General features: G+C 20.1%; 20 protein-coding genes. 4 read left to right on the top strand and 16 right to left on the bottom strand.

What is annotated here, in order from left to right; translation table 11 throughout:
• Positions 1–124: 124 nt before the first annotated feature.
• The 3 genes from fbaA to AB4W52_RS01575 all read right to left on the bottom strand — a co-directional run bounded on the left by fbaA (position 125) and on the right by AB4W52_RS01575 (position 3,120).
• Entirely contained in the window at positions 125–1,204 is a 1,080-nt protein-coding gene (gene fbaA / locus AB4W52_RS01585; protein WP_367675207.1) for a class II fructose-bisphosphate aldolase, read from the bottom strand.
• 17 nt (positions 1,205–1,221) lie between these two features.
• A complete protein-coding gene (locus tag AB4W52_RS01580; RefSeq protein ID WP_367675206.1) occupies positions 1,222–2,391 on the bottom strand; it encodes a phosphoglycerate kinase in 1,170 nt (389 codons plus the stop codon).
• Between the two features lie 135 nt (positions 2,392–2,526).
• Positions 2,527–3,120 carry a YhgN family NAAT transporter gene (locus AB4W52_RS01575; protein WP_367675205.1) on the bottom strand — a complete coding sequence of 198 codons (594 nt, stop codon included), beginning with the start codon at positions 3,118–3,120 and terminating at the stop codon, positions 2,527–2,529.
• A 233-nt stretch (positions 3,121–3,353) separates the two neighbouring features.
• Between AB4W52_RS01575 and asd the strand changes: the two genes are divergently transcribed.
• A complete protein-coding gene (asd, locus tag AB4W52_RS01570; RefSeq protein WP_367675204.1) occupies positions 3,354–4,469 on the top strand; it encodes an aspartate-semialdehyde dehydrogenase in 1,116 nt (371 codons plus the stop codon).
• Here asd and tusA read toward each other — a convergent pair.
• The 9 genes from tusA to prfB form a co-directional block, all read right to left on the bottom strand.
• Positions 4,461–4,703 (bottom strand): sulfurtransferase TusA, encoded by a 243-nt coding sequence (tusA, locus tag AB4W52_RS01565; protein ID WP_367675203.1) that lies wholly within the window; start codon positions 4,701–4,703, stop codon positions 4,461–4,463. The two genes, asd and tusA, sit on opposite strands and share 9 nt — an antisense overlap.
• A 56-nt stretch (positions 4,704–4,759) precedes the next feature.
• Positions 4,760–5,743, bottom strand: a complete 984-nt coding sequence (holA, locus tag AB4W52_RS01560; protein ID WP_367675202.1) for a DNA polymerase III subunit delta — start codon at positions 5,741–5,743, stop codon at positions 4,760–4,762.
• An 11-nt stretch (positions 5,744–5,754) separates the two neighbouring features.
• The gene (gene leuS, locus AB4W52_RS01555; protein WP_367675201.1) at positions 5,755–8,256 is read right to left on the bottom strand and encodes a leucine--tRNA ligase; all 2,502 of its coding nucleotides are present in this window, start codon (positions 8,254–8,256) and stop codon (positions 5,755–5,757) included.
• Between the two features lie 137 nt (positions 8,257–8,393).
• Positions 8,394–9,047 carry a CBS domain-containing protein gene (locus AB4W52_RS01550; protein ID WP_367675200.1) on the bottom strand — a complete coding sequence of 218 codons (654 nt, stop codon included), beginning with the start codon at positions 9,045–9,047 and terminating at the stop codon, positions 8,394–8,396.
• A gap of 43 nt (positions 9,048–9,090) precedes the next feature.
• Complete coding sequence (gene ybeY / locus AB4W52_RS01545) at positions 9,091–9,543, bottom strand: rRNA maturation RNase YbeY (protein WP_367675199.1); 453 nt, start codon at positions 9,541–9,543, stop codon at positions 9,091–9,093.
• A gap of 17 nt (positions 9,544–9,560) precedes the next feature.
• Positions 9,561–10,892, bottom strand: coding sequence for a tRNA (N6-isopentenyl adenosine(37)-C2)-methylthiotransferase MiaB (gene miaB, locus AB4W52_RS01540; RefSeq protein WP_367675198.1), 1,332 nt, complete (start codon positions 10,890–10,892; stop codon positions 9,561–9,563).
• 518 nt (positions 10,893–11,410) lie between these two features.
• The gene (lysA, locus tag AB4W52_RS01535) at positions 11,411–12,655 is read right to left on the bottom strand and encodes a diaminopimelate decarboxylase (protein ID WP_367675197.1); all 1,245 of its coding nucleotides are present in this window, start codon (positions 12,653–12,655) and stop codon (positions 11,411–11,413) included.
• Positions 12,656–12,679: 24 nt separating this feature from the next.
• Positions 12,680–14,179 carry a lysine--tRNA ligase gene (gene lysS, locus AB4W52_RS01530; protein ID WP_367675196.1) on the bottom strand — a complete coding sequence of 500 codons (1,500 nt, stop codon included), beginning with the start codon at positions 14,177–14,179 and terminating at the stop codon, positions 12,680–12,682.
• Between the two features lie 2 nt (positions 14,180–14,181).
• Positions 14,182–15,280, bottom strand: a protein-coding gene (gene prfB, locus AB4W52_RS01525) for a peptide chain release factor 2 (protein WP_367675195.1) whose coding sequence is annotated in 2 segments (ribosomal slippage) — positions 14,182–15,228 and positions 15,230–15,280 — 1,098 coding nt in all. Because the reading frame shifts where the segments join, the coding sequence is not laid out codon by codon here.
• A 208-nt stretch (positions 15,281–15,488) separates the two neighbouring features.
• On the opposite strand from prfB, the gene ygfZ reads away from it, so the two are divergent.
• Together ygfZ and gmk are read left to right on the top strand one after the other, a co-directional pair.
• Complete coding sequence (gene ygfZ, locus AB4W52_RS01520) at positions 15,489–16,448, top strand: tRNA-modifying protein YgfZ (protein ID WP_367675194.1); 960 nt, start codon at positions 15,489–15,491, stop codon at positions 16,446–16,448.
• 91 nt (positions 16,449–16,539) lie between these two features.
• Positions 16,540–17,169 (top strand): guanylate kinase, encoded by a 630-nt coding sequence (gene gmk, locus AB4W52_RS01515; RefSeq protein ID WP_367675193.1) that lies wholly within the window; start codon positions 16,540–16,542, stop codon positions 17,167–17,169.
• Here the strand turns inward: gmk and typA are convergent.
• Complete coding sequence (gene typA / locus AB4W52_RS01510; RefSeq protein ID WP_367675192.1) at positions 17,155–18,981, bottom strand: translational GTPase TypA; 1,827 nt, start codon at positions 18,979–18,981, stop codon at positions 17,155–17,157. The genes gmk and typA overlap by 15 nt on opposite strands.
• A 240-nt stretch (positions 18,982–19,221) precedes the next feature.
• Here typA and yihA point away from each other — a divergent pair, with 240 nt between their 5' ends.
• The gene (yihA, locus tag AB4W52_RS01505; protein ID WP_367675191.1) at positions 19,222–19,839 is read left to right on the top strand and encodes a ribosome biogenesis GTP-binding protein YihA/YsxC; all 618 of its coding nucleotides are present in this window, start codon (positions 19,222–19,224) and stop codon (positions 19,837–19,839) included.
• A gap of 49 nt (positions 19,840–19,888) precedes the next feature.
• Here the strand turns inward: yihA and AB4W52_RS01500 are convergent, their stop codons facing one another.
• From AB4W52_RS01500 to AB4W52_RS01490, 3 genes are all read right to left on the bottom strand, one after another.
• Entirely contained in the window at positions 19,889–20,791 is a 903-nt protein-coding gene (locus AB4W52_RS01500; protein WP_367675190.1) for a 5'-3' exonuclease H3TH domain-containing protein, read from the bottom strand.
• Positions 20,792–20,917: 126 nt separating this feature from the next.
• Positions 20,918–22,222, bottom strand: a complete 1,305-nt coding sequence (gene eno / locus AB4W52_RS01495) for a phosphopyruvate hydratase (protein ID WP_367675189.1) — start codon at positions 22,220–22,222, stop codon at positions 20,918–20,920.
• 523 nt (positions 22,223–22,745) lie between these two features.
• Positions 22,746–24,410: a glutamine--tRNA ligase/YqeY domain fusion protein gene (locus tag AB4W52_RS01490; RefSeq protein ID WP_367675188.1), complete on the bottom strand. Its 1,665-nt coding sequence runs from the start codon at positions 24,408–24,410 to the stop codon at positions 22,746–22,748.
• Between the last annotated feature and the right edge of the window lie 65 nt (positions 24,411–24,475).

Raw genomic sequence — 24,475 nt, 5'->3', positions numbered from 1 at the left:
AACAGTATTGATATAAATATTATTTTATAATGAAAAGTTTTATAATTTTAAAATGATTAGGATAAAATTTAAATATCAAAATAAAATTGTAAAATATTTTTTTATATCAATAGAGTGAATATTTTTATAATAAATTTATTGAATTTAATTTTTTAAAAATTTTTTTTAATTTATAAGATGTATAATTTTTTGATTTTTGTATCCAATTTCTTGGATCATAATATTTTTTGTTCGGTTTATTTTTTCCTTCTGGATTTCCTAGTTGCGTTTTTAAATATTGTTTTTTTTCTTTATAAAATTTTAAAATTCCTTTCCAAGTAAACCACTGTATATCAGTATCAAAATTCATTTTAACTACTCCATATTTAATTGCTTTTTTAATATCTGATAATTTCGAACCTGATCCTCCGTGAAAAACAAAGTTTAATGGATTTTTTTCAGAAATTTTATTTTTTTTTTTTATATATTCTTGTGATAATTTTAAAATTTTTGGTTTTAAGTCGATATTTCCTTTTTTATATACACCGTGTACATTTCCAAAAGAAGCTGCAATAGAAAAATTTTTGCTAATTTTTAATAGATTATTATAAGCATAATTTACTTCTTTTGGTTTTGTATATAAATATTTTTTTTGTAAATGTGTATTATCAATTCCATCTTCTTCTCCTCCAGTACATCCTAATTCCATTTCTAATAACATATTTATTTTACTCATTTTTTGAAAATATTTTAAGCAAATTTTAATATTTTTTTTTAAATTTTCGTTAGATAAATCTAACATATGTGAGGAAAATAATGGTTTTTTATATTTTTTAAAATATTTTTCTCCATAAAGAATTAATCCATCTAACCATGGTAATAATTCTTTATTACAATGATCTGTATGTAGTATAACTGGAATGTTATAGTATTTTGACATTAAATGTATATGCTGAGCACCAGATATTGCTCCATCTATTGCTCTTTGATTTTTTTTTTTATTATTATTTCCTCCAGATAAAAAAATAGAACCTCCGTATGAGAATTGTATGATTACTGGAGATTTAATGTGATTTGCCGCTTCTAAGACCATATTAATAGAATCTGTATTAATACAATTTATAGCAGGAATCGCAAAATTATTTTCTTTAGCTATTTTAAAAATTTTTTTCGTTTCATTTCCATCAAGTACACCTGTTTTAAAATTTTTTAAAATTTTTTTCATAATTTACCTTAATTATATTAAATATTATTGTTTGATAGAACATTTTTTTTTAACATTTTTATTGCAGGTAAATCTTTTTTTTCAATAAATTCTAAGAACGCTCCTCCTCCAGTAGATATATATGAAATTTTATTTTTTATATTAAACATTTCTATTACTGCTAATGTATCTCCTCCTCCAGCAATTGAAAATGCATTTTTATTATTTGCTATAGCATATGCAATTTTTTCTGTTCCAGATCGAAATTTTTTTAATTCAAAAACACCCATTGGTCCATTCCAAATTATTGTTTTTGCGTTTTTAATTATTTTTTTTATTTTTATAATGCTTTTTTCTCCTATATCCATTATTTCTTCATTTTTTAGAATAGAACATGAATTTTTTATAATACATTCATTATTTTCATTTTTGATTTTAGAATCTTCTGGTATAAAAATATTATATTTTTCTTTTAATTTTTTTGCTGATTTGATAAATTTTTTTTCAAAAATTGAGTTTCCAACAGAATTTTTGATAGCTAAAAATGTATTAGCAATTCCTCCACCAACGATTACAGTATCTGAAATTTTTGAGAGTGTTTTTAAAATATTAAATTTTGTAGATATTTTCGCTCCTCCTAAAATAGTTACTACTGGTTTTTTTGGTTTTTTAATTGCTTGAGTTAAAGATTTTATTTCAGACATAAATAAAGGTCCTGCACATGCTATTTTTGAAAAAAATCCTACTCCGTATGTTGAAGCTTCCATTCTATGAGAAGTTCCGAATGCGTCCATTACAAAAATATCACATAAAGAAGCATATTTTTGAGATAGTTTTTTGCTATTTGTTTTTTCTCCTTTATTAAAACGAACATTTTCTAAAATTAATATTTCTCCATGTTTTATTTGTATTGTATTATCAATAGTATTAGAAAAATGAATAGTTGTATTATTTAATTTTTTTCTTAAATATTTTACTATTGGAAATAATGAATATTTTTTTTGATATTTTCCTTCTACAGGTCGTCCTAAATGAGAAAGAATAATAATTTTACAGTGATTTTTTAAAGCAAGTTTTATAGTTGGTAAAGAATATATAATTCGTGCATCTGACGTAATTTTATTTTTTTTCATAGGAACATTTAAATCTAATCTAATTAATATTTTTTTTTTTTTAATATTTATTTTTGTCATTTCATTAATTATCATTTTTTTTCTCTTATTTTTTTCATCTTATTATTTTAATTTAATTTTTTTTAAAAATGTAAATAAAATTAATTTTTTTTTAAAAAAATTTTTTCTTATAAAAAATTTATATGATTTTTTTAAAAAAAAATAAAATATTTAATTTTTTAACCATATTTTTATTCCATCTAAAAACATTTGTGTAGACATCATAATTAGAATAAGCCCCATAAGTTTCTCTAAAACATGTATAATTTTTTCACCAAAAAAATTTAAAAAAATATCAGACATTAATAATATAATTAAGGTTATAGTCCAAGCAATAAATAATGATAAAAATAATAAGTTGATTGTATTTGGATTTTGATGAGATAATAACATTAAAGTAGCTAGAACAGAAGGTCCAGAAACTAACGGAATTGCTAAGGGAACAAGAAATGGTTCTTCTTGGGAAGAAATTTTTTCTTTGTTTTTTTTTTCATTTGGAAAAATCATTTTTATAGCAATTAAAAATAAAATAATTCCTCCTGCAATAGAAACTGTTTCTGTTTTAAGATTTAAAAAGTGAAGAATATTTTCTCCAGAAAATAAAAAGATTGTCATAATTAAGAAAGCTACAAACATTTCTCTAATTAATATCAGACGTCTTCTTTTTGAATCAATATTTTTAAGGATTGTCATAAATAGAGGAAGATTTCCTAATGGATCCATAATTAAAATTAGTAATGTTGTTGTAGAAATGATTGTTTTCATTACTTTTCCTATTGAAAAAAATAAATAAAATTATTGTTTTTTTAATTATATATTATTAATGTTATTCATTATAATTTTATTTTTTTAAAATTTTTTTAAAATGAACATTTTTTATATTTATGATTAAAGATTTTTTATATAATTTTTTTAAATTTTTTTATATTCTATATATTTTACAAGAGGATCATTTTTATTCTTTGATTTTTTAAACAATAAAAATGATATTACATATTATGAAAAAACTTGTTGGTTTTGTTGGATGGAGAGGAATGGTAGGATCGGTTTTATTAAAAAGAATGTTAGAAGAAAATGATTTTGAAAAATTTATACCTGTTTTTTTTTCTACTTCACAAGTAGGGAAAAAAAATCCGAAATTTAAGAAAAAAATTTTACCAGGTTTTTTAAAAGATGCTTATAATTTAGAAGAATTAATGGAATTAGATATTATTATTACATGTCAAGGAAGTGATTATACTCAAAAAATATATCCTATATTAAGATCTTCTGGATGGTTAGGTTATTGGATAGATGCGGCTTCAGATTTAAGAATGAATAAAGATTCTGTTATTGTATTGGATCCAATAAACGGTAAAAATATTAAACAATCTATTGAAAATGGTTTAAAAACATTTATTGGAAGTAATTGTACAGTTAGTTTAATGATGTTAGCTCTGGGCGGTTTGTTTAGAAATAATTTAATTGAATGGATTTCATTTTCCACATATCAAGCTGCTTCTGGTGGAGGATCAGGATATATTATGGATTTATTGCAACAAGTTTATTGTTTAAATAAATATTTATATAAAAATTTAGATTTATCTACTTCAATATTAAAAATTGAGAAAGATATAACAAAGATAATGAATAAAAATAATTTTCCAGTTAAAAATTCTTTGGTTCCTTTAATTTTAAATTTAATTCCATGGATTGATTCAAGAATGAATAATGGACAAAGTCGTGAAGAATGGAAAATGGAAAAAGAAACAAATAAAATTCTTAAAAAAAAAAATAAAGATATAATAAAAATTGATGGAAATTGTGTAAGAATTGGTGCTTTAAGATGTCATAGTCAATCTTTTTTAATTAAATTAAAAAAAAATATTAATATTAATGATATAGAGAGGATAATATCTAATGATAATAAATGGGTCTCTATTGTTCCAAATGAAAAATCTGAAAGTTTAAAAAAATTAACACCTTTATCCATAACAGGAACTTTGAAAATTCCTATAGGAAGAATTCGAAAATCAAGTCTTGGACAAAAATATTTGTCAGCTTTTTCAATTGGAGATCAATTATTATGGGGAGCAGCTGAACCTTTAAGAAGAGTTTTAAAATTTTTACTTTAATTTTTTATTTTTTTTTATAAAATATGAATATGGAATTTTTACAGTTTGTGAATTTATTAAATCATAATTAAAGAAATTACATAAAAGAGGAATTTCTCGTTTTGTTGTTATGTCGTCGGAGATTATTAAAATTAATTCTCCGATTTTTATTGATCTTAGTTTTTTTCTTAGAAAAAGCATTGTGTCTGGACATCTTAATCCTATTAAGTTTATTATTTTTTTTTTGGTAATCATTTTTATATTTTTATATAAAAGAAAAGTTTAAATTTGATGAGAAATTGATTAAATATTTAATAAAACATAATTGATATTTCTTTTAATATCATCCATATACTTTCTTTATTTATTTTTTTTATTGATAATTTTATCCAAATTAAATATTTAATAATTTTTAAAAAATTTTGGTAAGTATTTTTTTTACTTGATCGTATGTAGTCTTTATGATTTGATTTCCAAATTTTTTTTTTATATAAAAATTTTTCTTTTTCTTTTTTTTTTTTTAAAAGTACTAAGATATTAATTTGAATTTCCAGATGTCGAATTAAATATAAAGGAGAAACATTTTTTTGATGTAGAGAACTTAAAGATAAAATAGATTTTTTATTTTTTCCTAATAATAAATAATTAATCCATTGAAAAACATTTTTTGTATCTTTTTCGAAAATTATTTTTTTTATTTTTTTTTTTGTGATTTTTTTTTTAGGAAATGTTAATGATAAAATATCTAAGTGTTTATTTAATAAAAAAAAATCTTTTTGAAATTTTTTATACAAATATTTTTGTGCGTTTTCACTAATTGTATTATTTAATAAATAATTTTTTATCCAGTCAAAATAATTTTTTTTTTTTAAAGGAAAACAAGAAATAGAGATTTTATTTTTTGGAAAAGATTTGTTAAATGTAATATTCAAAATATTTCTGTAATTTATTTTATATAAAATAATAATTATAATATTGAGTTTTAATATTTTTTTATTTTTTTTTATTTTTTTTAAAATTTTTTCTTGAATTTTTTTTAATTTTATTTTTAAAATAATAATTTTTTTTGTATAAAAAAAATCTTTTTTTTTGCATTCATAAAAAAATTGATTCCAGTTTTTTTCTTTATCAATATTGATATTTTTATGATTTTTTATATTTTTTTTTTTTAAATTTTCTAAAATTATTTCTTGAAATTTTTCTATAAGAAATTCTTCTGATCCATATATGATGTAACATGATCTTGTTATTTTTTTTAAATCAATAATTATTTTTTTTAAATTATAATAATTCATTTTTTTACTATTTAATTCCTTTCGTTAGATGTAATTAAATTTAAAACTTTATTTGGAATAAAAATTTTTTTAATAATTTTTTTGTTATTAATTTTTTTAGTTACTTGATTTTTTTTTAGAATTTGAGAAATAATTTTTTTTTTATTTATGTTTTTTTTTATTGAGTACATACAGCAAAATTTCCCATCAATTTGTATAATTATTTTATTCTTTTTTAAAATTAAATTTTTATTTATTTTAGGCCATTTATTGATATCAAATTTTTTAATTTTCTTGAATTCTGATAAAAGTTTATAACTATAATGCGGAGTAAATGGACTGAGCAGTTTAATTATTGTAATTAAGGATTTTTTTATAATGTTATTTTGAAAATTTATTTCTAGTGGTTTTTTTTTTAAATATTTGAAAAATTTCATAATTTTTGCAATAGCAGTGTTGAAAGAGTTTTTTTTGATATCTTTAGATACGTTATATATAGTTTCATTTAAATTAGATATAATTTTTTTATTTTTTTTTATAATTGTTTTTTTTTTTGTATATAATTCAATATAAGAATAGCAAAATTTCCAAAGTTTGTGTAGAAATCTGTGCATTCCTTTTAATCCTTTTTCATTCCAATATAGATCTGCTTCAACAGGAGCTGCAAACATAATGAATAATCTCACTGTATCTGCTCCATATTTATTAATTATTTCTTGAGGTTCAATTCCATTATTTTTGGATTTTGACATTTTTATCATCCCTGTTGAAATAATTTTTTTATTTGTAAATTTAGAGGTTGGAACGAATTGACCTTTTTTATTTTTTTTTAGTTTAATATCTTTAGGATTAATCCAGATACGTGTTTTATCTTTTTTTTGATAATAATATGCATTAGATAAAACCATTCCTTGACAGATCAAATTTTTCGCTGGCTCATCATGCGTAACTAAATTAAAATCTCGTAATAACTTATGAAAAAATCTAAAATAGATTAAATGCATTGTTGCATGCTCAATTCCTCCAATATATGTGTCTATTGGTAACCAGTATTTCGCAGTAATAAAATTTATCATAGAATCATTAAAATTTGGGCAAGTATATCTTGCATAATACCAAGAAGATTCAAAAAATGTGTCAAATGTATCTTTTTCTCGAATAAATTTTTTACCGTTAATTTTTATTCTTTTCCATTTTTTTATATTTTTTTTATTATGATAGTTTGATAAATCAGGACAAATAACTGGTAATTTTTTTTTAGGAATAATAATTTCTTCTCCTTTTTTATTTATTGCAATTGGGATTGGTGTTCCCCAATTTCTTTGTCGAGAAATATTCCAATTTTGTAGTTTATATTTTTTTGTTTTTTTTCCAATTTTTTTCTTTTTAATTATTAATAATATCTTTTTTTTTAGAGAAAGATAATTTTTTTTTTTAGTAGTTTTATGATATTTTTTTTTTGTATAATTAAAGATTTTATTTTTTTTATAAAAATTTAATTCACTCGAACTATATTTAGGAGATGCTAGGATGATATTATTTCCATATTTTATGGAAACAAAATTTGCAATCCAAATTGGTAATTTTTTTTTTGTAAACGGATGAAAAGCAAAAATATGAGTATTAATTCCAAAATTTTTTATTTTTTTAAAATTTTTAACAGAAATTAATTTTTTTTGTTGTTTTTTTATAAATTTTTTAATTTTTACATTCTTTTTTATTATTTTTTTTAAAAATTTATTGTTTATAGAAATAGCTATATATTCTGCATCTAAGATTCCATGTATTTTTTTTGTGTATACTTTTATTTTTTTTTTTGTATGTGTTATTTTTAAATTTATTTCTATTCCTTTTGATCTTCCAATCCAATTTTTTTGCATATTTTTTACTTTTTCAGGCCATCCTTTTAATGTTTTGATTCCTTGATATAATTCTTCTGCATATTTTCTAGTTTTTAGAAACCATTGAGGAATTTTTTTTAAGCTTACTTTTGTATCACATCTCCAACATTTTCCTTCAATTACTTGTTCATTAGCTAAAACAGTTTTATCATATGGACACCATTTTACCAAAGATTTTTTTTTGTATACTAATTTTTTTTCATATAATTTTATAAAGAACCATTGTTCCCATTTATAATAATTCGGATTACAAGTCGAAAGTTCTCGACTCCAATCATAACTAAATCCTAAAGATTTTAATTGTTTTTTCATGTATTTTATGTTTTGCAATGTCCATTCTTTGGGATTTTTTTTATTTTTTATAGCAGCTTCTTCTGCAGGTAGTCCAAAAGAATCCCAACCAATAGGTTGTAAAACATTTTTACCTAACATTCGATGATATCTAGATATTACATCACTAATTGTATAATTTCTAACATGCCCCATATGTAAATTTCCAGATGGATATGGTAACATTGGAACACAATAATATTTTTTTTTTTTAATATCTTCAAAAACTTTAAATTTTTCTTTTTTTTTCCATTTTTTTTGTATTTTTTTTTCAATTTTTTGTGGATTATATTTTTTTTTCATTTTTTTTGTATTTTTTTTTCAATTTTTTGTGGATTATATTTTTTTTTGTTTTTTTTTTTTTGATTTTTTATTCATATTTTTGTAAAGAGAGTTAAAAATATTTTTTTAAATATTATTTTTTATTATTTTATTTTTTTCTATTTTATTTCTAGTTTATTTTCTTTTTTTTTTTCATCTTTTATATTTTTTTCTTGATTTATTTTTTCTTGTTGATATTTTTTTGTATTATTTATATTTTCTTTGATATTTTTAAAAATTTTTCTTAATACATCTTTTATTGTTATGATTCCAGTAATCATTCCAAATTCATCAACAACAATAGCTATATGAATTTTTTTTAAATAAAATTCTTGTAAAATTTTATCTAATCTTTGGCCTTCAGGAACAATAATTGGAGGTTTAATATTTTTTTTTAAAATAAATTGTTCTTTTTTATTTTTAATAAATTGAATTAAATCTTTAGCTATCAGAAATCCTTTTAAATGAGAATTATCTTGACTAAAAACTGGAAATCTTGAATACGGAGATTTTGTAATAACTTTTAAACATTTTTTAATGTTATCATGAGTTTGAAGGTGAATGATTTTGTTTCTGGGAATCATTATGTCTTTTACTTTTTTATTTTCTATATTTATTATGTTTTTAATCACATAATATGTGTTGTTCTGAATTAATTTATTTCTTTTTGCTCCTTTTATTATATTTAATAATTCTTCTTTGTCTTGTGGTTCATTATAAAAAATTTGATTTATTAATGACGAAAAAAAGCTTTTTTTATTTTTTTTTTTCATATGATATTTTTCTCATTTATTTTAAATTTTTATAATATATACTTTATATATAATATGGATTTTTGAAACCAAAAGACTTCATTGTTTGTATTTCTTTTTTTTCCATGTTTTTTCTATTTAAAAAATTGTTATGTTGATAACCTGTTAAATGTAAAATTCCATGAATAATTATACGAGCCCAGTACTCTTTTATTTTAAATTTATATTTTTTTGATTCTTTTTCAAGAACGCTTTTACAAATTACTAAATCTCCTAATATTAATTTTTCATTTTCATTTAATATATTGATTATCGGAAAAGATAAAATATTTGTTTCTTTTTTTTTTTTTTTATATAAGAAATTTAACTTTATCATTTTTTTTTTATTTACAACATTTATTGTAAAAATATAATTAATAGATTTTTTTGTGATTTTTTTAATCCATTTTTTTATTATTTTTTTTGTGGGAATATTTTTTTTATTTTTACAAGAATATTTTATATTTAATTTTAGCATTTTAGAAGAATATGTTTTTAAATAATTTGTTTATATTTTCCTCGTAAAGTTTGCATATGTGCTTGAGATATTTTGACATAGGAAAATTTTCCAATAAGTTCTTTCGGACCATTAAATATGACTGTTCTATTATTTTCTGTTTTTCCAAAAAGTTTCTTTTTTTTATTTATATAAATTTTTTTCTCAACTAATACTTTTTGATACGTTCCAATCATTTTTTGACTGAAATATTTAATATTATTATTTATTTCTCTTTGTAAGAGATATAATCTTTTTTTCTTTTCTTGTAGGCTAATTTCATCTTTTAAACGAGATGCTGAAGTACCAGGGCGGGGAGAATATATAAAACTAAAACTTATATCAAATTTAATATCTTTAATTAATTTTAACGTTTTTTGAAAATCTTTTTTAGTTTCTCCTGGAAATCCTACGATAAAATCAGAAGTAATATAAATATTTGGACGAAATTTTTTTATTTTATTAATAATTTTTTTATATTCAGAAATACTATATTTTCTTCGCATTTTTTTTAAAACTTGATTTGAACCACTTTGTACAGGTAAATGTAAACTATTAACAAGTTTAGGTGTGTTTTTATATATTCCAATTAAATCATTTGTAAAATCCATTGGATTACTTGTTAAAAATCTGATTCTTTTAATATTATTGATATTAGAAATTAATTTTATTAATTTTGATAAATTACATTTTAAACCATTTTCAAAAGTTCCAATATATGAATTAACGTTTTGTCCAAGAAGTATAATTTCTTTTGTTCCATTTTTTGCTAAAAATTTTGCTTCACATAAAATATCTTGAGGATTACGATGTATTTCTCTTCCTCTAGTGCGTGGAACTACACAATATGAACAAAATTTATTACATCCTTCCATAATAGAAATATAAGAACTAATTTTTTTTTTAAAATTGTTTTTAAAAAATTTATATTTTTTTAATTTTTTTGAATTAATATTAATAATATTTTTTCTTTTTATTTGTATTTCTTTAATCATTTTAGGTAAACGATGAATTGTTTTTGGTCCAAAAATAATATTAACTAAAGAAGATCTTTTATAAATATTTTTTTTTTCTTGTGTAGAAACACATCCTCCTACTGCTATAATTAAGTTTTTATTTTTTTTTTTTAAATTTTTCCAACGACCTAATTGATGAAATAATTTTTCTTGAGCTTTTTCTCTAATAGAACAAGTATTTAAAATAAGGATATCTGCTTTTTCTGAATGATGTGTTTGTGTATAATTTAATTTTTTTTTTAATATATTAGCAATTAAAGATGAATCATATTCATTCATCTGACATCCCCATGTTTGAATATATATTTTTTTCATTTTTTTTAATTTTAAATATTTTATAAAATTATTATTTTAGTAGTCAATAAAACTTATAAGATATTTTGTTTTATTTTGAACGATATTTTATAAAAAAAAATAATATTTTTTGTTTTAAAAATTTATAAATTGTATGTAAATCAAGATTAAATTTTTCAACTAGTGTTATTATTTTTTCTGTGTTGAGGATTGATTTTTTTTTTAAAAAAAAATCAAAATATTAGATAAATAACGATTTTTATTTTTCGTATTATTTTATATAATTTCTAAAATTATATCATTTTTAAAATAAATGGTATTAAAATTTTCATTTTACTTTTATAAATAAAAATTTCTTTTCAGAAAGAATATATTAATATTTTTTATTTTTAATTTTATAAAATGTATATTTTTTTAATAAATAATTTTTTTAATTTATTAGATAATAATTTTTTATAAAAAAATTTTTATAGAAAAATATAATTTTTTAAGAAAATGATTTTAATTGTATATTTTTTTGATACAGTAAATAAAATTTTTTATATTTCTAAAGATAACATTTCTTGTATTGTTTGGCGTCTTCTAATTTGAATGATTTTATTTTTTTTTATTAGAATTTCTGGAATTAGTGGTCTACTATTATAATTAGAAGACATAGAAGCACCATATGCACCTACATCATGAAATATTAAAAAATCTCCACATTTGACTTTTGGTATTTTTATAGTATAAATTTTATTATTTTTTTTTTGTGTAAATATATCTCCTGATTCACATAATGGTCCACCAATAATTACATCTATCATTTTTGAATAATTTAATTTTCTGTTGTCTTGAGGTAGAATAGATATATAATGATAACTTCCATATAATGTAGGTCTTATTAATTCATTAAATCCTACATTTACTAATATAAATATTCTATTTTTTACTTTTTTAATACTTTCTATTGTAGATATTAAATATCCTGATTCTGCAACTAAAAATCTTCCAGGTTCTATTTCTAATTTTATTGGACATTTTAAATTTTTAGAGATTTTTTTTCTGGCTTTGTTCCATATTTCATAGTAATCATGAATATTAATCTTTTTATCTTTTTTTTTATACGGAATTGTTAGACCTCCTCCAGCAGAAATATAAGATAATTGAAGATTTATTTTTTTTGCTTCTTGAATCATAGCATTGCACACTTTTTTTAAATGTGTATAATCTACTCCAGATCCAATATGCATATGTAGTCCAATTAAATTTAAATTATATTTTTTTATTAATTTTAATGCTAATTTTGTGTTCCAAATTCCGTGTTTACTATTTTTTCCTCCTGTATTAGTTTTTTTATCATGCCCATGCCCAAATCTTGGATTTATTCTTATCCATATTTTATGATTTTTAGATTTTTTTCCAATCTTTTTAATCATATCTATTGATCCAATATTAATTGGAATATTATATTTGATAACTTTTTTTAAAGTGTTTTTTTCTATAATATCAGATGTATATACAATATCGTTGCTGTTTTTTTTAAATCCTGCTTTAAGAGCTCGTTCAATTTCTCCTAAAGAAACGGCATCTATTTTTGTTCCGTATCTTTTCATTAATTTTAATATATGAATATTTGAACAAGATTTTTGTGCAAATCTTATAATATCAAATTTTTTTAATTTCAATATTTGTTTTTTAATAGTTTCAGAAGAGTACATCCAGAGTGGAGACTTATATTTTTTTATCAAAGATAAAATTTTTATGTTATTAATTGGAATTATTTTTTTATTACATTTTTTCATTTTTTTTGTCTTCTTTTTGAAATTTTATTTTTTTATTGTACTTACAGTAGGAAACATAATTACATCTTTTATATTTTTTTGGTTTGTGAAAATCATAGTTAATCTATCAATTCCAATTCCTAATCCTGCTGTAGGAGGCATTCCGTGTTCTAAAGCTGTTATATAATCTTTATCATAATTTTTATTTTTATGTTTTAAATTTTTTAATTGAATTTGTTTTTTAAATATTTTTTTTTGTTCTATAGGATCATTTAATTCTGAAAAACCATTTCCTATTTCATATCCTCCTATAAAAAATTCAAATCTTTCAGAAAAATTTTTGTTTTGATTCATTCTTCTAGATAATGGAGATACTTCTGCAGGATATTCTGTAATAAATGTAGGTTGTATAAGTTTTTTTTCTACTGTTTTTTCAAAAATTTTTGTAAGAATTTTTCCTATTTTCCATGTTTTTTTTATTTTTAATTTAATTAAATTAGCAATTTTTTTAATTTTATTCATATTTTCTAAATCTGATTTTTTTATAAATTTATTAAATTTTAAAATAGCTTCTTTCATAGTGAATTTTTGAAAAGATTTATTTAAATCAAAATAATTTTTTTGATATTTAAAATCATTTTTTTTATGAATTTTTTTACTAATATATTTTATTAGTTTTTTTAAGAATTTCATTATATACTTATAATCAGCATAAGCGATATATATTTCCATCATAGTAAATTCTGGATTGTGTTTAAAAGATACTCCTTCGTTTCTAAAATTTTTATTTATTTCAAAAATTTTTTCAAATCCTGCAATTATTAATCTTTTTAAGTATAATTCTGGTGCAATTCTTAAGTACATTTTTTTATTTAATGAATTATGATTGGTTATAAATGGTTTAGCAATAGCTCCTCCAGGAATATCATGTAACATAGGAGTGTCTACTTCTAAAAAATTTTTTTTTTGCATATATTTTCTAATCGAAGAAATTAAAATTGTTCTTTTTTGAAATATTTTTTTTAAATTTTGATTGGAAATAAAGTCAAGATATCTTTTTCTATATTTTATTTCTTTATTCACAAGTCCATGATATTTTTCTGGTAATGGTCTAATTGATTTTGTTAAAAGTATAAATTTTTTACATTTAATAGTAATTTCTTTTGTTCTCGTTTTAAAAACATATCCTTGAATTCCTATAATATCTCCTAAATCTAGATTTTTAAAAAATATATAATTATTTTTTTTTGATTGAAAAGAGTTTTTATTAGCATATATTTGTATTTCTCCTTGTGAATCTTGTAATATCATAAAAGTAGCTTTCCCCATAACTCTTTTTTTTATTATCCTTCCTGAAATTTTTACTTTAAAATTTAATATTTCAAGTTCTTTTTTTGTTTTTAAATGACAAATTAAAAAGATTTTTTTAGAATCGTTATTTTTTTTGAAATTATTTGGAAAATTAAACCCATTTTGTTTTAATAATGTAAGTTTTTTTATTCTACAATCTCTTTCTTTATTTTTTTTTTTATCATTTTTATTCATTTTTAAAATCCTAATTTTAAACTTTTTTTTATAAATGAATCTATTTTTCCATTAAAAAATTTTTGTGTGTTTCTTGTTTCCATTCCAGTTCTTATATCTTTAATTCTAGAATCATCTAATATGTAGGATCGAATTTGGTTACTCCACTGAATATCTATTTTTTTTTTATTAAGTATTGTTTTTTTTAAATTGTCTTGTTTTGTTTTTTGATGCAATATTTTAGAAAAAATTTGTTTCATAGCATTTTTTTTATTTTTATGTTGTGACCTGTCACTTTGACATTGCACTTTGATTCCACTAGGTATATGTTTTATTCTTACTGCTGATTCTGTTTTATTGACGTGTTGACCTCCAGCGCCTGAAGATTTATAAACATCTATTTTTAAATCAGATTTTTTTAATTTAAAAAGAGATTTTTTATTGAGAATAGGATATATAAATATTGAACTAAAAGATGTATGTCTTTTATTTCCTGTGTTAAAAGGACTTTTTCTTACCAGTCTATGAATTCCAGATTCTGTTCTTAACCAACCAAAAGAATATTTTCCTTTAACTTTCAATGTTGCTGATTTTATCCCGTTTAGTTCATCATATATAATATTTATTATTTTTACATGAAATTTTTTTCTATTAATAAATTTTAGATACATTTTCAAAAGCATATTTGACCAATCTTGTGCTTCAATTCCTCCAGATCCTGATTGAATGTCAATATAGCAATTTTTTTTATCATTTTTTTTTGTAAACATGGTTTGAATATATAATTTATCAATGATTTTTTTTATTATTTTCATTTTTATATTTATATCTTTTATTAAAGATAAATCTGATAATTCTATAGAAAGATTTAATAATTTTTTATTTTCTTTTAAAGTATTTTTTATAAATTTAAATACATGAATTTTTTTATAAATATTTTTTTTTTCTTTGTTAATATTTTTTATAAAATTTATTTTTTTCCAATTTTCTTTGTTTTGTAAAATATTTTCTATTTCTATTAATCTATTTTTTTTTTTTTTAAATTCAAAGATGTTCACTAATTTTTTTATATTTTAAATAATATTTTTTCATTTTTTTTAAAATTTTTTTTACTTTTTTCATTTTTTTTCCCGTTAATTATGATTAATGAAAATTTATTTTTATCTTTTTATTGAATATATAAATATTACTATTAAATTTAAATAAAATTTTATTATTTTTTATTTTTTATTAAATGAAATTTTAAAATTTTCTAGTATTTTATGTTATCTTTATTTTAAAAAAAAAGAAATATTTTTATATATTCAATGTTTATAAGGAAAATTATTTTATGAAAAAATTTATTTTTTTAGAAAAAAAAGTTTTTCCAGTAAAAAAAATAATATTTACTGCTGTTTCTTTAGAAGATTGGGTTTTAGTTAAAGTTTCAGGACAAGAAAAAAAGCAATATTTACAAAGTCAAATTACTGCAGATATGTCTTTATTGAATTCTAATAAATATTTTTTTTGCGGGCATTGTAACGAAAAAGGAAAAGTTTATAGTACATTATTACTTTTTAAAAGACAAAAAAATTATTTTTATATTTTAAGAAAAAGTGTTGTTAAAAAACAAATACAAGCTATAAAAAAATATTCTTTATTTTCTAATACAAAATTTTCTCAAGAAAAAAAATTATTTTATTTAGGAGTTCTTGGAAAAAAATCACGTTACTATTTAAAAAAAATTTTTATAGTTTTACCGGATGAAAAAAATTTTGTTATCCATGAACATGATACTACTATAATTTGGATAAAAGGAATTATTGAACGATTTATATTAATTTCTTCGTATACTTTTTTACGAAATTTTTTAAAAAAATTTAGTAATGAACTTTATTTAAATAATAGCAGACAATGGTTATCAGTAGATATTGAAGAGAAAATTCCAGTTATTGACTCTCAAAATTTATTAAATTTTTTTCCTCAAGAAATTAATTTAAATAAATTTCAGAATGGTATTAGTTTTATAAAAGGATGCTATCTTGGGCAAGAGCAAATATCTAAAATAAAATATCGAAAAATAAATAAAAGAACTTTGAAGTTTTTATATTGTTTACATCCAAAAAACATTTTTTCTCCTGGAGATTTTATATATATTCAAGTACAGAAAGATTGGATAAGAAAAGGTATTTTATTATCATCTATGATAATGAACAATAATATTATTTATGCACAAGCTGTTTTAAATAAATTTTATATAAAAGAAAAATTTTATAAAATTAAAGACAGTTATTTTTTTTTAAAAAGATAGATAATTATTTTATTTTTTTATAATTTTATTTTTTTAAATTTTTGATTTATTATTAATGTTTAATATTTCATTCATTCGGTATAAAAATATTATGAAAAATATAGGAAGAATTTTTATTCTATCTGCTCCTAGTGGAACTGGAAAATCTAGTTTGATTAAATTTTTTTTAAAAAAAGAAAAATTTTTAAAAATAAAAATGTCTATTTCATATACTACTCGTGTTAGAAGACCTGGAGAAGTACATGGATGTGATTATTATTTTGTTTCTAAGAAAAAATTTAAATGGATGATTAAAAAAAAAAAATTTTTAGAATATGCAAAAGTTTTTAACAATTATTACGGAACTTCTTTTAAAAAAACACAAGCTATTTTATTACAAGGAAAAGATATGTTATTAGAAATAGATTGGCAGGGTGCTAGGCAAATTAAAAAAATTTTTTTGAATTCTAAAAGTATTTTTGTATTACCTCCGTCAAAAAAGGAATTATTGAAAAGATTGAAAAATAGAAAACAAGATACAAAAGAAGTGATTTTTGAAAGAATGAAAAAATTTACGCAAGAAACTAGTCATTATTTAGAATATGATTATTTAATAATTAATGACAACTTTAATTGCGCAATATCTGATTTAAAGATTATTATTTATTCTTATAAATTATCAACTTTATATCAAAGTATAAAATATAAAAATTTAATTAAAAATTTATTAAATAGAGATTGATTGTCTTCTAGAAGCAGATTTTCTTTCGTTTTCTTTTAAAAATTTTTTTCTTAATCTAATTTCTTTAGGTGTAATTTCTATTAATTCATCATCATTAATGAAACTCATAGCTTGTTCAAGAGTTAAATTTATTGGTTTAATTAAATTAATTGCATCGTCTGTTCCAGAAGCTCTCATATTAGTTAATTTTTTTCCTGTAAGACAATTTACGGTTAAATCATTTGATTTACTATGTATTCCTATTATTTGACCTTCATATACTTTAGAACCATGACCTAAGAATAATTTTCCTCGATCTTGTAAGTTAAATAAAGCAAAAGCAACAGCATTTCCTGTATTATTTGAAATTAATACTCCATTTCTTCTATTAGATACAGTCAATTTTAATACTTTTCCATAATGACTAAATGATGAATAAAATAAACCAGTACCAGCTGTTATATTAACAAATTCTGATCGAAAACCAATTAATGCACGGCTAGAAATAATGTATTCTAATCTAACTCTTCCTTTGTTATCTGGAATCATATTTTTCATTTGTCCTTTTCTTTCTCCAATATATTGCATAATTGTTCCTTGGTATTTTTCTTGAATATCTAATACAATAAATTCAAAAGGTTCTTTTTCAATTCCATTTTTTTTTTTAAATATAACTTTCGGTCTAGATACTTCTAGTTCATATCCTTCTCTACGCATATTTTCTATTAAAATAGATAAATGTAATTCTCCTCTTCCAGATACACAAAAAGTACTAGAATCTTTTGTTTCTTCAACTTTTAATGCAACATTATGCATTTTTTCTTTGTTTAATCTTTCTAATATCTTTCTTGAAGTGACATATTTCCCTTCTGTACCTGCAAATGGAGATGAATTTACTGAAAAAAACATTTTTACTGTGGGTTCATCAATACTGAGTTTTGGAAGAGGAGATTGGTTTGTAATGTCACAAATTGTGTCTGAAATTTGAATATCATCTACACCAGAAATAGCAACGATATCTCCTGATAAAGCAGATTTTGCATTAATTTTTTTTAATCCAAAATATTTTAATATTTTTTTTATTTCACCATTTTTATTTTTTCCTTCGTTATTAATGACTTTTATTTTTTGTTTTGTATGCACTGATCCTGATCTAATTCTTCCAATACCAAGTATTCCAAGATAATTATCATAATCTAATTGAGAAATTTGCATTTTAAATTTTTTATCAATATTTTTTTTTGGTGAAGGAGTATGTTCTACTATTGCTTTAAACAATGGATCCATATTATTTTGTAATTTTTGATAATCTTCACCTGATTTTCCTAGAAGTGCAGATGTATAAATTATAGGAAAATCTAATTGTGTATCTGTAGCATTTAGATTGATAAATAAATCAAAAATTTGGTTCACTACCCAATCTGGTCTAGAATTTTTTCTATCTATTTTGTTAACTACTACAATTGGATTTAAATTGTATTTAAAAGCTTTTTCAGTAACAAATCTTGTTTGAGGCATAGGACCATCAAGTGCATCGACTACTAATAAAACTGAATCAACCATAGATAATACTCTTTCTACTTCACCTCCAAAGTCTGCATGACCTGGTGTGTCTACTATATTTATTTTATATTTATTCCATTTAATAGAAGTATTTTTTGAAGTAATAGTAATGCCTCTTTCTTTTTCTAAATCATTACTATCCATAACACGATCTTGTTTTTCTTCATGTATTTTAAAAATTCCTGATTCTTGTAATAATTTATCGATTAAAGTAGTTTTTCCATGATCAACATGCGCAATAATTGCTATATTTCTAAATTTTTGGTTCATTTTTTTTTTTTTTTTTTACCTATATTTTTATATTTTTTAATATAATTCTTGTTATTTTTTTTATTAATAATATAATTTGTATATATTTCTTTATATAATAGTATATTTTTTTATTTTATTCAGTATTTAAAATTTTTTTTTTATAATTTTTTAGTAAATTAAATATTTTTAAATTTTTTAACATATTATTTTTATTGCAATAGTTTTAGTATTTATTAATTTTTTTGATATAAGGGAAAAATGAATTTTTTAGATTTTTATTCTACATTTTTTATAAAAAGTTTTCAAAATGTTAATCAAATTAATATTCATTCGGGTTTTGAAGTAGCTTTTTTAGGATATTCAAATACAGGAAAATCTACTTTAATAAATATATTATCTAATAAAAAGAAATTATCACGTGTAAGTAAATTTCCTGGAAGTACACAATTAATTAATTTTTTTCAAGTTAATCAAAAATTTAGAATTGTAGATTTTCCTGGTTATGGATATTCTTATTTTAAAAAAGCTAGAAAATTAAATTTTTTTCATGAAATTAAAAAATATTTATTTTTCAGAAAATTTTTAATTGGTGTAGTTATTTTAGTAGATATTAATTTTTTTTTTAAAAGATATGATTTAGAAATTATGAATATTTTAAATTATAAAAAAATTAATTTTTTAATTCTTTTAAATAAATGCGATCAATTAAATTTTTCTTTAAGAAGAAAAAAATATTTTCTTGCTAAAAATGAACTTTCTTCTTTGAAGATTTCAGAAAATTTACAGCTATTTTCTTCATTAAAAAAAATTGGTATTTTCGAATTAAAAAAGATGTTAAATAGTTGGTATTTTAAATTTAATAAAAAAAATATTTGAATTTTTAAATTTTTTACAATAATTTTAAAATAAAATTTTTTATAAAATTTTATTTTAAATGATTAAACCAAAGAGATTTTTTAAAAGATGTTTTTAATGCTTTAAAATTATTTTTTTGAAAATATTGAAATATTTTTTTTTTATTGGATTTTTTTAATTTTAAAGATTTTTTTAATATTGGCAGTTGTATTTTTGTTTGTATTGTTGCTAGGTGTTGTGATATAAAAGCAATTTTTTTATTTTTAATAAAAATTTCTGATAATTTTTTTGAATTTCGGATATTCAATAAAGATAGTTTTTCTAAATTTTTATAAATCTCTTTTAGAGATTCAAATTTTTTTAAAATTTTTTGAGCTGTTTTAATTCCTATACCTGGAATTCCTGGAATATTATCTGAACGATCTCCTACAATTGCCAAAAAATATTTTATAAGTTTTGGTGTAATTTTAAATTTTTTTATGACTTCTTTTTCGCCTATGATTTGTTCATGATGATTTAGTATCTTTACATTTTTATTAATTAATTGCATCATATCTTTATCATTAGTTAATATAATAATTTTTTTTTTTTTTTGATTGTTGACTAATGTGCCGATGATGTCATCTGCTTCAAATCCTGGTATTTTTAATATGGGTATACCTATATAATTAATTATTTTTACTAATGTTTTAATTTGAATTTTTAACTTGGTTGGAATTTTTGGTCTATTTGATTTATATTTTTTATATATTTTATTTCGAAAATTTTTTTTTTTATGATCGAATACAACAATGATTTTTTTAGGCATATATTTGTTAAAAATTTTTTTTAACATCATTAATGTTCCATATATTGCTCCTATTGGTTCTCCATTCTTATTTTTCAGATTTTTAAAAGCAAAATATGCTCGATATAAATAATTTGTTCCATCAACAATTATTAATATTTTATTTTTCTTGTTTATTTTTTTCATGTATTTTTTTGATTATTTAAATATTTTTCATTTTTTTTTAAAAGCTTTTATTTTTATAAAGAATTTATTGTAGTAAAATAGAATATTTATAATAAATATATTATTTTACTACTATGTATAGAGATTTTATCTTGTTTTATTTTTTAATTCATGATAACCATGATATGGTGCTTTCTTAAATCCTAATTTTTCTTCAATTCTAATTAATTGATTATATTTAGCTGTTCTATCTGTTCTACTTAAAGAACCAGTTTTAATTTGTCCTGCTAAAATTCCAACTGATAAATCTGCTATTGTTACATCTTCTGTTTCGCCAGAACGATGAGAAATAATTATATTATAATTTGCTTTTTTAGCTGTTTTTATTGTTTTGATTGTTTCTGTTAATGTTCCAATTTGATTTGGTTTAATTAAAATAGCGTTTGCAATTTTTTTTTTTATTCCTTTTTTTAAAATGTGATTATTCGTAACAAATAGATCATCTCCAACAATTTGAATTTTTTTTCCTAAAATTTTTGTTTGATATGCAAAACCTTTCCAATCTGATTCATTCTGCCCATCTTCAATAGAAAAAATTGGATATTTTTTAATAAGGTTTTCTAAATAATGTGTAAATTCTTGTGAAGTAAATTTTTTGTTTTCTCCTTTTAAATAATATATATTTCTTTTTTTATCATATAATTCTGAAGCTGCGCAATCAATTGCTAAAGTAATATCTTCTTCAATTCTATATCCTGCTTTTTCTATTGCTTCGAGAATTAAAAGAATAGCTGATTCGTTAGAATTGATATTTGGAGCGTATCCTCCTTCGTCACCAACAGCGGTACTCATATTTTTTTTTTTTAATATTTTGGATAAAGTGTGAAATATTTCACATCCTATTTGTACGGCATGTTTAAAATTATTTGCAGAAACTGGTTGTATCATAAATTCTTGTAGATCAATATTGTTATTTGCGTGTTTTCCTCCATTAATAATATTCATCATAGGTAATGGCATAGAATATTTTCCAGGAGTATTATTTAATTCTGAAATGTATTCAAAAAAATTCATTTTTTTGAAATTTGCAGCTGCTTTTGCATTTGCTAAAGAAACAGCTAACATAGTGTTTGCACCTAATTTTGATTTGTTTTTTGTTCCATCTAGTTGAATCATATTTTGATCAATATTTTTTTGATTGAGTGAGTCTTTTTTAACTAAATTGTTAAAAATCAAATTGTTAATTAAAGAAACAGATTTTTCTACTCCATTTCCTAAAAATCTTTTTTGTGAATCTCTTATTTCTAATGCTTCTTTAGATCCTTTGGAGGCTCCAGATGGAACGGATGCAATGCCAATATATCCACTTTCTGTATGTACTTCCGCTTCTACTGTTGGATTTCCGCGAGAGTCTATTATTTCTCTACCAATTATTTTTTTTATTTTAGACATTATTATTCTCATTTTTTGGTGATTAATTTTATTTTATATAAATTTTTTATCTAATAAAATTCAATATTTCTTTTTTATTTTTTAAAAATAATTTAGTATTGTATTTTTTTTCTGAAAAAAATTTTTTATATTATGATATATAAAAAATTTTTATATATTTTTTTATTTTATTTTTTTCTTTTTTTTTTAAAATAGTGTTTTATTTAAATTTTTTCACATTTCTTTTAAATGTATCCATTTTACTAAGAATTTTTTATATTTATGAAAATTTTTTTTTTTTTTTATTTATTATTTTGATCAGTGTAGGAATTAAAATATTTTTATAAGTCTAATTGTAACATTTTTATGAATGTTTTTATTTTAGAAAAATAAAAAATAAGAAAAATATTTTTATCCTGTTTCAATTTATTATATGTAATTAATATTTTGAAAAATATATTTTGTATTTTTTAAAATTTTATGGATTTTTATAAAAAATGTTTATCTATATTAATTATTTTTTTCAATAATATTAAAAATTTTTTTATGTTTTCATAAAATTTTTTTTATCTTTTAAAGATATAGTTTTATTAAAAGTGATTTTTTTGTTTTTATATGTTTCAGCTTTGTCAACAAGAAAATAACCTTCTCTTTCGAATTGAAGAAATTTTATTTTTTTATGATTTAGCAAATCTTTTTCTATAAATCCATTTTTTGTTTTGATTGAATTTTTATTAATATATTTTAAAAATTTTTTTTCATTATTAGGATTTTTAATTGTAAAGATAGGTTGAAATAATCTAAATTTTGCTGGAATAGAATTTTTTTTTGAAATCCAATGAATAACTCCTGTTACTTTTCTATTTTTTGGATTTTTGTTTAATGTGTTTTTATCATATGTGCAGAATATTTTTTCTATTTTTCCTTGAAAATTTTTTTTAATTTTTATAGCTTTAATAATATATGCATGACGTAATCTTATTTCTTTATTAATTGTTAATCTTTTATATGTAGGTGTTGGTTTTTCTTTAAAATCTGATTCATCTATATATATAGTTTTATTAAAATAAATTTTGTGCTTACCGTGTTCAGAATATAAAGGATGATTATTTACTATAATTTCTTCATTATAGTTTTTGCAGAGATTGGTAATAATTATTTTTATAGGATTTATTACTGCCATAAAACGATGAGAGATCTTATTTAAATCTTTTCTGACACAATGTTCCAGAAGTTTTAATTCAATAAGATGATTTTTTTTAGATATACCAATTTTTTTACAAAAATTTCTAATAGATTGTGGTGTGTATCCTCTTCTTTTTAATCCAGAAAGTGTAGGCATTCTTGGATCATTCCATCCTTCAACAATTTTTTTTTTCACTAGATCTTTTAATTTTCTTTTTGATAATACTGTGTACTCTAAATTTAATCTAGAAAATTCATATTGTTTCGGTTGATTTTTAATATTAAGATTATTTAATATCCATGTATATAGTTCTTTATTATCAAGAAATTCTAGTGAACATAAAGAATAAGTTATTTTTTCTATTGCATCTGACAAACATTGGCTAAAATCATATGTTGGATATATACACCATTTTTTTTTAGTACGGTAATGAGAAATATTTTTAATACGATATAAAACAGGATCTCGCATAACTATATTATTAGATTTCATATTTATTTTTGCACGAAGACACATTTCTCCACTTTTAAATTTTCTATTTTTCATTTTTTTAAATAATGTTAAATTTTTTTTTATAGATCTATTTCTATAAGGACTATTAATTCCTTTTTTTTTTAATGTTCCTCGATATTTTTTTATTTCTTTTTTTGATAATTGATCGACATAAGCTAAGTTTTTTTTTATTAATTTTATTGCATATTTATACATTTTTTTAAAATATTCTGATGCATAAAAAATTTTTTTATTTTTTAAATATCCTAACCATTGAATATCTTTTTTAATGGCATGAACGAATTTTTTTTTTTCATCTTTAGGATTAGTATCGTCAAATCTTAAATTACATTTTCCGTGATATGTTTTTGCAATATTGAAATTTAAATATATTGATTTTGCATGACCGATATGCAAAAAACCATTTGGTTCTGGTGGAAATCTTGTATTAATTTTTTTAATTTTATTTTTTTTAATATCATTATTAATTATTTTGAAAAGAAAATTTTTCTTTAAATATTTTTTTTGCATATTTTTATTTCTCTTACTTTTTTTTATTTTTTTTTTTATTTATGTTTTTTTTTTATTTTTTTTTT

The organism is Buchnera aphidicola (Chaetosiphella stipae setosa) (assembly GCF_964059095.1).
GTDB lineage: Bacteria > Pseudomonadota > Gammaproteobacteria > Enterobacterales > Enterobacteriaceae > Buchnera_J > Buchnera_J aphidicola_BP.
The sequence above is the reverse complement of the archived record's forward strand: the minus strand, read 5'-3'. Positions and strand labels throughout refer to the sequence as shown.

Excerpts from the sequence above, each read along its gene's own strand:
- typA (WP_367675192.1), bottom strand. The coding sequence starts at position 18,981 with ATGAACCAAAAATTTAGAAATATAGCAATTATTGCGCATGTTGATCAT.
- AB4W52_RS01580 (WP_367675206.1), bottom strand. The coding sequence starts at position 2,391 with ATGATAATTAATGAAATGACAAAAATAAATATTAAAAAAAAAAAAATA.
- eno (WP_367675189.1), bottom strand. The coding sequence starts at position 22,222 with ATGTCTAAAATAAAAAAAATAATTGGTAGAGAAATAATAGACTCTCGC.
- fbaA (WP_367675207.1), bottom strand. The coding sequence starts at position 1,204 with ATGAAAAAAATTTTAAAAAATTTTAAAACAGGTGTACTTGATGGAAAT.
- miaB (WP_367675198.1), bottom strand. The coding sequence starts at position 10,892 with ATGAAAAAAATATATATTCAAACATGGGGATGTCAGATGAATGAATAT.
- AB4W52_RS01575 (WP_367675205.1), bottom strand. The coding sequence starts at position 3,120 with ATGAAAACAATCATTTCTACAACAACATTACTAATTTTAATTATGGAT.
- ybeY (WP_367675199.1), bottom strand. The coding sequence starts at position 9,543 with ATGCTAAAATTAAATATAAAATATTCTTGTAAAAATAAAAAAAATATT.
- AB4W52_RS01500 (WP_367675190.1), bottom strand. The coding sequence starts at position 20,791 with ATGAAAAAAATAAACAAGAAAAATAAAATATTAATAATTGTTGATGGA.
- tusA (WP_367675203.1), bottom strand. The coding sequence starts at position 4,703 with ATGATTACCAAAAAAAAAATAATAAACTTAATAGGATTAAGATGTCCA.
- asd (WP_367675204.1), top strand. The coding sequence starts at position 3,354 with ATGAAAAAACTTGTTGGTTTTGTTGGATGGAGAGGAATGGTAGGATCG.
- lysS (WP_367675196.1), bottom strand. The coding sequence starts at position 14,179 with ATGAATAAAAATGATAAAAAAAAAAATAAAGAAAGAGATTGTAGAATA.
- gmk (WP_367675193.1), top strand. The coding sequence starts at position 16,540 with ATGAAAAATATAGGAAGAATTTTTATTCTATCTGCTCCTAGTGGAACT.
- holA (WP_367675202.1), bottom strand. The coding sequence starts at position 5,743 with ATGAATTATTATAATTTAAAAAAAATAATTATTGATTTAAAAAAAATA.
- ygfZ (WP_367675194.1), top strand. The coding sequence starts at position 15,489 with ATGAAAAAATTTATTTTTTTAGAAAAAAAAGTTTTTCCAGTAAAAAAA.
- AB4W52_RS01490 (WP_367675188.1), bottom strand. The coding sequence starts at position 24,410 with ATGCAAAAAAAATATTTAAAGAAAAATTTTCTTTTCAAAATAATTAAT.
- AB4W52_RS01550 (WP_367675200.1), bottom strand. The coding sequence starts at position 9,047 with ATGAAAAAAAAAAATAAAAAAAGCTTTTTTTCGTCATTAATAAATCAA.
- leuS (WP_367675201.1), bottom strand. The coding sequence starts at position 8,256 with ATGAAAAAAAAATATAATCCACAAAAAATTGAAAAAAAAATACAAAAA.
- yihA (WP_367675191.1), top strand. The coding sequence starts at position 19,222 with ATGAATTTTTTAGATTTTTATTCTACATTTTTTATAAAAAGTTTTCAA.
- lysA (WP_367675197.1), bottom strand. The coding sequence starts at position 12,655 with ATGAAAAAATGTAATAAAAAAATAATTCCAATTAATAACATAAAAATT.